Source organism: Okeania sp. SIO2F5 (assembly GCF_010692685.1).
Taxonomy (GTDB): domain Bacteria; phylum Cyanobacteriota; class Cyanobacteriia; order Cyanobacteriales; family Microcoleaceae; genus Okeania; species Okeania hirsuta.
This window is the reverse complement of record NZ_JAAHGU010000024.1, coordinates 45,177-52,255: the sequence shown is the minus strand read 5'-3', so window position 1 is coordinate 52,255 and position 7,079 is coordinate 45,177. Positions and strand designations below refer to the sequence as shown.

5 protein-coding genes and 1 pseudogene are annotated in these 7,079 nt (G+C 32.3%); 2 read left to right on the top strand and 4 right to left on the bottom strand.

Going from position 1 to position 7,079, the window contains the following annotated elements; all coding sequences use genetic code 11:
• Positions 1–205: hypothetical protein (locus tag F6K27_RS11490; protein ID WP_287284242.1), on the top strand; the 205-nt coding region annotated here is incomplete at its 5' end.
• A 276-nt stretch (positions 206–481) separates the two neighbouring features.
• Positions 482–781, top strand: a pseudogene (locus F6K27_RS34320) (NTPase (NACHT family)); the annotation flags it as partial.
• Between the two features lie 951 nt (positions 782–1,732).
• Here F6K27_RS34320 and F6K27_RS11480 read toward each other — a convergent pair.
• The 4 genes from F6K27_RS11480 to F6K27_RS11465 form a co-directional block, all read right to left on the bottom strand.
• Entirely contained in the window at positions 1,733–3,772 is a 2,040-nt protein-coding gene (locus tag F6K27_RS11480; protein WP_287275138.1) for a tetratricopeptide repeat protein, read from the bottom strand.
• Positions 3,765–3,956 carry a hypothetical protein gene (locus F6K27_RS11475; RefSeq protein WP_287275140.1) on the bottom strand — a complete coding sequence of 64 codons (192 nt, stop codon included), beginning with the start codon at positions 3,954–3,956 and terminating at the stop codon, positions 3,765–3,767. Before F6K27_RS11475 ends, F6K27_RS11480 begins: the two co-directional genes overlap by 8 nt.
• A gap of 415 nt (positions 3,957–4,371) precedes the next feature.
• Positions 4,372–4,563 carry a hypothetical protein gene (locus F6K27_RS11470; RefSeq protein ID WP_287275142.1) on the bottom strand — a complete coding sequence of 64 codons (192 nt, stop codon included), beginning with the start codon at positions 4,561–4,563 and terminating at the stop codon, positions 4,372–4,374.
• Positions 4,564–4,628: 65 nt separating this feature from the next.
• Positions 4,629–6,884 (bottom strand): tetratricopeptide repeat-containing sulfotransferase family protein, encoded by a 2,256-nt coding sequence (locus F6K27_RS11465; RefSeq protein WP_287275144.1) that lies wholly within the window; start codon positions 6,882–6,884, stop codon positions 4,629–4,631.
• Between the last annotated feature and the right edge of the window lie 195 nt (positions 6,885–7,079).

Here is a 7,079-nt window from a genome sequence, read left to right as displayed (position 1 = left end):
AATTAAATATCGCAATATTTGTCACGATTGGCAGTTTAATGATGAGCAGCGTTTTGCCTTGAGAGATTATTATTATGCTAATGGATTACTTTTAAATTGCCTCAACAGTGATTTTTATGTCAGCCGAGAAGTCAGACAAGAAATAGAAGACATATTATTATTACCCACTGCTGAAATAGAAAAACGCAACTCAGCAAGTTTCTAGTTATAAACATCCTTTAATTCCAGCAAAATCTCAATCAAAATCCAACTCCAAAATTGGTAATGTTTTGTTGAACTAAGGATTCATATATAGCAATCAGGAATCAGATGTGAGAATTGAAGTTTTCCTTTAAAGCATAGAATATAGCAGTTTTCTTATTCTTATATTTTCGCTTTTTCCCTCCATACCTATTCCCTCCATACCTAAAACAAAAGTCTCCAATATCTCACAACTAAAATCATATTGCTATAGAGAGAATGTGGAAGACATAAGCTAAAATCTGAATTACCAAATTCTAATCAACCAAAGGAAAAATTTGAGGAATGGTTAAAAATCAATAGTCAACTTTGGAGTAATAAATTAAGAAAATTAATAATTAAATATCGCAATATTTGTCACGATTGGCAGTTTAATGATGAGCAGCGTTTTGCCTTGAGAGATTATTATTATGCTAATGGATTACTTTTAAATTGCCTCAACAGTGATTTTTATGTCAGCCGAGAAGTCAGACAAGAAATAGAAGACATATTATTATTACCCACTGCTGAAATAGAAAAACGCAACTCAGCAAGTTTCTAGTTATAAACATCCTTTAATTCCAGCAAAATCTCAATCAAAATCCAACTCCAAAATTGGTAATGTTTTGTTGAAGTAAGGATTCATACAGGGAGAATGTGGGAGACATAGGTTTAGTAATATACAAGAAAGTTTAGGAAAAATTTTCACTTACTGAATCCTTCTTTTCCCACTGACTAATCCGCCAGTCGTAAATAATTTTCATCTGAATTCTGTACGTCGCCAATCAGAGTAGTTCCCCTACCTAAAATCTTTCTTGATAGACTTTTCTCAACTTACTCAAAACGAAAAAATCCAGAAATAGAGCGATCGCTCCAAAGAATTATAGTATGACCAAATAATCAGAAAATTATTACTACTTTCCGTTTGACTTTTTCAGAGCATTGCAAAGTAACTTTCAAAAACAAAACTAAATCGCGATCGCTTGATATAGCTTTGACTAATCAAATCAACTTTTAATATTATTTATCTAAATCAAAGTAGCCTAATTTTCCCAAAATTATTACAAAATATTTCACGAGCTTGCCTTGTTTCAGCGATTTGGTACATAGTTTGTACATCAGATATTGTGCCAATGTTGTATCTAAACCTAAGAAAAGACTCTTCCATACGAGGCTACAACCTAGTATTTACGTTAATACCACCTCAAATATGCCAATTTTCAGCCGAGAGATATAACCTCAAAAAAACAAATTTTGAACAAGTCAAATACTCAAGTAATTCTAGCCATTGACAAAATTTTCTTGAGCCTGTGAGTAGGGGAGTGGCTCACAGGGATTATGGCACGGATATACGGATAGGTCAGGGAGTGAGGGAGTGGGGGAGAATTAAACATAAGAATAATTAACATTAACTGGGCTGCTAATTAGCAAAAAGGTTGTTCTACATAAGTTAATTACTTAATAAATGAATTAATAGCTGATAGCTGATAGCTGACAGCTGAATGCTTACTTTCTACCAATTAAATTTCATCCCCAAATATTCTTCTAAACGCTGATTATGAGGTTGAAAATAATCACTTAATTTTTGTCGAAGTGACTCACTAATAGAAGAATAAGAACCAGCATTTAATTTTGGATAATCTAGTATTTGATAATCTGGCAAACCTAGAAAGTCGAAAACTTGTTTCATGGTAGTTGCCGAGTCACGATAAAAGTCTTCACTTTTCAAAATTAGTAATTGTTCTCTAGGAAAAATAGCTAACCATTTCTTGAGGAATTCTATATATACGCCAGAAGCAATATAATCTCCTGCAAAATTCCAATAATTAGGATGAGAAATTTTGCTGAGTTTTTCAAGTTGAGAATTAATAGCTACTTCACAAGAACGAAATTCTTTATTTAAACGTACCTGATGATAGTAATGAGAAATTGCTCGATCTACAGGATTTCTCATAATGAGAATTAGTTTGGTTTTGGGAAAAAAATGAAAGATTCTACAGGGAGCATATTGAGCATCAAAATAGGTAGTACTTGCTTCTCCAGTTAAAAATTTTTTTGACTCTGAAATGGAAGGAAAATGTGCTTGATACCAATCTATACCTCTATGGAAATTGAAAGACCAAAAATGTATCTCTTTTTTGATGGCAGGTAAGACTTGGGGATGTTTAGTTATATAGCTATAAAGAGAGGTGGTTCCTCCTTTGCCTACTCCAATAATTAGAAAGTTGGCTTCTGATAATTGTTCTGAATTCCAGTGTTGGTTAACAAAGGTGGGATGGGTTTTATAAATATAATTTTTAGAAGCTATTTGATAATATTTTATCGCTTCATTAGTTCTGCCTACTTGAGTTAAAGCTTCTGCTAAGTTTAGGTAAGTAGAAACTGAATTATTTTGATTTTCAATCAGTTTCTGAAATAAATTTACTGTCTCTTCAAGTTTGCCTAATTTTTCAAAAGTTTCCCAGAGACGAGTATCAGACCACCAAGCAAAATCAGGATTAATTTCTATGGCACGATGATAGGCAATAGAAGCTTCTAACCATTTTTTTTGTTGGGTTAAAGCTAATCCTAGATAATAGTAAGATTGACTATCTTGATTAGTTTCTACAGCAGCATAATATGAGTTTAAATCTTGTTCTAGTTGAATTTTTTGCCGTAATATTTTCTCTAATTCCCGAAGGATATCTATTTGATGTTTACTAGGGAATATTTCTCGCAACATATAATAGATAATGATGGCTCCAGAAATCTGATTTGCTTGTGCTAAAGCTGTTCCTAATTTTAAGTATAGTTCTGGATTTTCTCTGATGAGATATAGTGCTGTTTGATAAATAGGATATTGGTCTGGATTTTTAATAGCTTGACAATAATAATTGATAATTTCATCTAAATTTGATTGAGAAAGTTGGGCAAAAGCATCTCCTAACTGTAGGTGCATCCAAGGTAAATCTGGTCTAACTTGAGCAACCTCCAAATAAGTAGCGATCGCTTCATCTAATTTTTTTTGTTTAAGTAAAACATCTCCCAGACATTGACGATACCAAACTACTTCTGGATTTAGTTTTATTGCTTGACGATATGCTATTTCTGCTGCTTCTAGTTTGCCAATTTGAAAAAGAATATCTGCTAATTTTTGATGAGTACCTTTAAGTTCTGGTTTGAGTTTAATTGCTGTTTGATAAGAAACAATGGCTTGCTCAAATTCTCCAACATTAACCAGTGCTTCTCCTAATTTATTGTAATCCCAATAACTATTAGGATTAATTTTAATAATTTGACGGTAAGCAACCACAGCTTCTGAGTATTTTTCTAGTTTAATTAGGGCATTTCCTAAGTTATGGTAAGACCAGGGAAAATCAGGGTTTAGTTTGATAGTTTGACGGTAAGCTGTAATAGCTTCATCCCATTTTTGTAATTTAGTCAAAGCTTGCCCTAATTTATAGTAAGACCAAGAAAAATTTGGGTTGAGCTTTATTGCTTGATGGTAGGCATTAACGGCTTTATCCCACTGTTGTTGTTCTAGGAATTTTTCTCCTAATTCGTAGTCATCCATCTTCAGTTTTCCAATTAAATTTTATCTCTAAGTCTGATTCTAGTTTGTGAATTTCAACTCGAAAGAAATCTCTCAATTTTTGAGGCAGTAATTTCTTGATAAGGGGATAAGAGTCTAAGTTTAATTTCTGGTAGTCAAGAATTTGATAGTTTGGCAAATTGAAAAAATCAAATACTCCTGTCATCTTCCATTTTCCCAGTTAAATGCCATCTCTAAGTCTGATTCTAGTTTGTGAATTTCAGCTTGAGAGAAATCTCTAAATTTTTGAGGCAGTAATTTCTTGATAGGTGGATAATATCCTCCGTTGAATTTTTAGTAGTGGGGAATTTGATAGTTTGGCAAATTGAGAAAATCAAAGACTCGTTTCATTATAGTTGTGGGAGAAATTAAGAGCTTCAACCCACTGTTGTTCTCGAAATTTTTATCCTAACTTTTAATCATTTATTCTAAGTCTGATTTTAATTTGTAAATTTCAGCTAGAAAAAAATCTCTCAATTTTTGAGGCAGTAATTTCTTTATAAATGGATAAGACCCTCAGTTAAATTTCTGGTGGTCAGGAATTTAATAGCTTGGCAAATTGAGAAAATCAAATACTCGTTTCATCTTCCATTTTCCCAGTCAAATGTCATCTCTAAATACTCCTCTAATTTTTGATTATAAGGTCGAAAGAAGTTGGTAAATTTTTGATGCAGTGATTTACTGATAGGTAGATAAGAGCCTAAGTTTAATTTTTGGTAGTCGGGAATTTGATAGTTTGGCAAATTGAGAAAATCAAATACTCGTTCGATCATAGTTGTGGGAGAAATTAAGAATTTTACCCCACTGTTTTTATCGAAATTTTTCTCCTAACTTTTGGTCATCCGTCTCTAGTTTCCCAGTGAAATGTCATCTCTAAATACTCCTCTAATTTTTGATTATGAGGTCGAAAGAAGTTGGTCAATTTTTGATGCAGTGATTTACTGATAGGGGGATAGGAACCTAAATTTAATTTCTGGTAGTCGGGAACTTTATAATTTGGCAGACCGAGAAAATCAAATACTCGTTTCATCATGGTTGTTGGAGTTCGATAAAATTCTTCTGTGGGCAAAATTAGAATTTGTTCTTGAGGAAATATTCTCATCCAATTGTGGATAAAATCTATGTATATGCCAGTGCCTAAATAATATAATCCATGATGCCAATAATTGGTGTCTAAGGGGGAATTTTTATAAATAATTTGCCAATTTTCTAATTCTTCTTTTAATGCTGTTTCTAAAGGGCGATTTTCTCTATTTATCCTTCGCCAATGATAGTAGTGAGAAATAGCTCTATCTACAGGGTTTCTCAACATAATGATTAACTTTATTTCGGGAAAGTAATTAAATATTCTGTCTGGCGCTTCCCAATTTCCTAAATAACTAGGACTTGCTTCTCCAGTTATTAAATTTTCATGGTTTGGAATGGTAGGAAAATGAGAGAGATACCAATTTATTCCTTTGTTAAAGTTCATCGACCAAAAATTTATTTCTTTGACAACAGGGGATAAAATTTGAGGATGTTGGATGAGATAACTAAATAAGGAGGTCGTTCCTCCTTTTCCTACTCCAATAATTAGAAAGTTAGGACTTTGAATGTCTGTCAAATTCCACTGTTTTTGGCAAAGGGAGGGATAAGATTTTAAAGTTTGTTGGTAACAAGCAGTTTGGTAATAAATAATTGCTTCATCTATTTGATTCTGTTTTGTCAGAATTTCTCCGAGATTTATATAGGACAAATATGAATCTGGATTTTGTTGAATAAACTGCCGATATAAATTGACTACTTTATCTAATTTTCCGCAGCGTTCTAAAGTGTTCCATAAATTATAATTTGACCAGGATAATTCAGGATTAAGTTCTACAGCGCGCAGATAAATAATCGCAGCTTCATCCCACCTTTGTTGTTGAATAAAAGCATCCCCTAAAAATTGATAAATTTCAGAAATATTAGGTTGAATTGAAAGAGCTTTTTGATAAGAGGCGATCGCTTCATCTAATCTTTGTTGTTTTACTAGGGTATTTCCTAGGTAATTCCATAGCCAAAAGTTACGGGGATTTTTTTCAATTTCTTGGCGGTAGATTTTTTCTGCTTTTTCCCATTTATCTTGTTTGAGAAACAAATTCCATAAACATAAATGAGGTCTATCTATTTCTGGATTAAGTTCAATTGCTTTTAAGTAACTGGTAATTGCTTGGTCTGATTTTCCTGTAATTTCTAGAACATCTCCTAATGAATTATAAGACCAATAATAGTTAGGATTAATTTCTATGGCACGACGGTATGTTGTTATGGCTTCTTCCCAGTTTTCTAATTTTACTAAAGTATCTCCTAATGAGTTATGAGACCAATAAGAATTAGGATTAATTTTGATGGCTTGATGATATTTGACAATGGCTTCTGTTTCTCTTTGTTGTTTGAATAAAACTTCTCCTAAATTATGGTGAGCAAAGTAGATTTTTGGATTAATTTCTATAGCTTTTTGCAGAGTTGTCTCAGCTTGGTCTAATTTACCTAATTTAATTAAGGTTTCTCCTAATTTATTGTGAGACCAGTAGGAATTAGGATTAATTTTTATAGCTTTTTGGTAAGCAGTTACCCCTTCATGTAAATTATCTTGTTGAGTCAGTGCTTCTCCTAATTTTTCGTAAGATAAATAAAAATCAGGATTCAGTTTAATTGCTTGTCTAAATGCTGTAGTTGCTAAATCCCATTTTGATAGTTGAATAAAGCTCTCTCCCAGTTTCTGATATGACCAAGAAAAATCAGGATTAAGTTCTATAGCACGTTGATATGCTGTAACAGCTTTTTCCCAGTGTTGAAGTTGCATTAAAGCTTCCCCTAATTTGTGATAAAACCAGGGAAAATTAGGATTAAGTTGAATAGCATTTTGGTAAATAGTAATAGCCTGTGAAAAATTTTCTTCTTGGAGGTAAATATCTCCCAAATTTTGGTAAATTCCCCAATGTTCAGGTTGAAGTTCTATGATTTTTTCGTAACAAGCGATCGCTTGTTCTATTTGACCTTGGGATATATAAGTTTCTGCCTGTTTTTGGTTTTGTAATACTATTATTTCTAAGTCTGTATTTGAGAACATAATTCTATAGTAGTCAGAAGGAAGAATTCAATAATTGATAATGGATAATGGATAATTGATAATTGATAATTACTTCTCCCTTAAAGGAAGAGGATTGAATAAAAGGAAAATTTTTTCTTGTTTCTCTTTTAAATGAGAGGAATTTCACCTTAATTATTCGGTGAAATCTTTTAGTTATCCCAGTTATTGATAACA